Raw genomic sequence first — 1,179 nt, forward strand, 5'->3', positions numbered from 1 at the left:
GGAGTGCAGCATCAGGATCACTTCGTTGCTGTAGTACGGCAGCGAGCGGCGCAGCGCCGAGGGCATGATCACGTAGGCATACAGTTTCCAACCGCGCAGACCGAACGCCTTGGCTGCCTCCACTTCGCCGTGGTGCATGCTGCGGATCGCCCCGGCAAAGATCTCGGTGGTGTAGGCGCAGGTGTTCAGGGCGAAGGCCAGGATGGTGCAGTTCATGGCATCGCGGAAAAACTCGTTGAGCAGTGGCTGGTCGCGCACCGCCTGCAGGCTGTAGATCCCGGTGTAGCAGATCAGCAACTGGATATACAACGGTGTTCCGCGAAACAGATAGGTGTAGAACTGCACCGGCCAGCGCACCCAGGCCTTGCTGGAAACCCTGGCAATGGACAGTGGAATCGAGACGATGAAGCCGATGATCAGGGCAGCACTGAGCAGCCATAAGGTCATGGCCAGACCCGTGATGTTCTGGCCGTCGGAGTAGAGGAAGGGTCGCCAGTATTCCTGCAGAAGTTCGATCATCGGACGGCCTCACGAGTGCCAGCGCTGTAGCGCCGTTCCAGCCAGCGCAGGGCAATGTTCGAAGCGCTGGTGATCAGCAGGTAGATCAGCGCTGCCAGCACCAGGAAATAGAACAGTTGATAGGTGCTCTTGCCGGCGTCCTGGGCGGCCTTGACCAGGTCCGCCAGACCAATGATCGACACCAGCGCCGTGGCCTTGAGCATGACCATCCAGTTGTTGCCAATGCCGGGCAGGGCAAAGCGCATCATTTGCGGGAACACCACATGGCGAAAGCGCTGGGCGCGTTTCAAGCCATAGGCAGTGGCCGCTTCGATCTGACCGCGAGGTACCGCCAGCATGGCGCCGCGGAACGTTTCGGTAAAATACGCGCCGTAGATGAAGCCCAGGGTGATGACCCCGGCGGCGAAGGGGTCGATCTCGATGTATTCCCATTCCATGGCATCGGTAAGGCTGGTCAACCAGGTTTGCAGGCTGTAGAAAATCAGCAGCATCAGTACCAGGTCGGGCACGCCGCGAATCAGGGTCGTGTACAACTGCGCCGGTATGCGGAACACGGCCACGCTGGACAGCTTGGCACTGGCGCCGATCAGGCCGAGCACAACGCTCACCAGCAGCGACAGCAGCGATAATTTGATGGTCATCCAGGTGCCTTCGAGCAGC

At 60.1% G+C, this 1,179-nt stretch carries 2 protein-coding genes; both read right to left on the reverse strand.

Annotated features, from left to right (window positions below):
* On the reverse strand, positions 1-519 hold a 519-nt coding region (hisM, locus tag B3397_RS16275; protein ID WP_296251969.1), incomplete at its 3' end, for a histidine ABC transporter permease HisM.
* A partial coding sequence (locus B3397_RS16280; protein ID WP_296251970.1) for an ABC transporter permease occupies positions 516-1,179 on the reverse strand: 664 nt, incomplete at its 5' end. The genes B3397_RS16280 and hisM, both read right to left, overlap by 4 nt.

Origin of the sequence: Pseudomonas sp. UBA4194 (assembly GCF_002379585.1) — a bacterium.
GTDB lineage: Bacteria > Pseudomonadota > Gammaproteobacteria > Pseudomonadales > Pseudomonadaceae > Aquipseudomonas.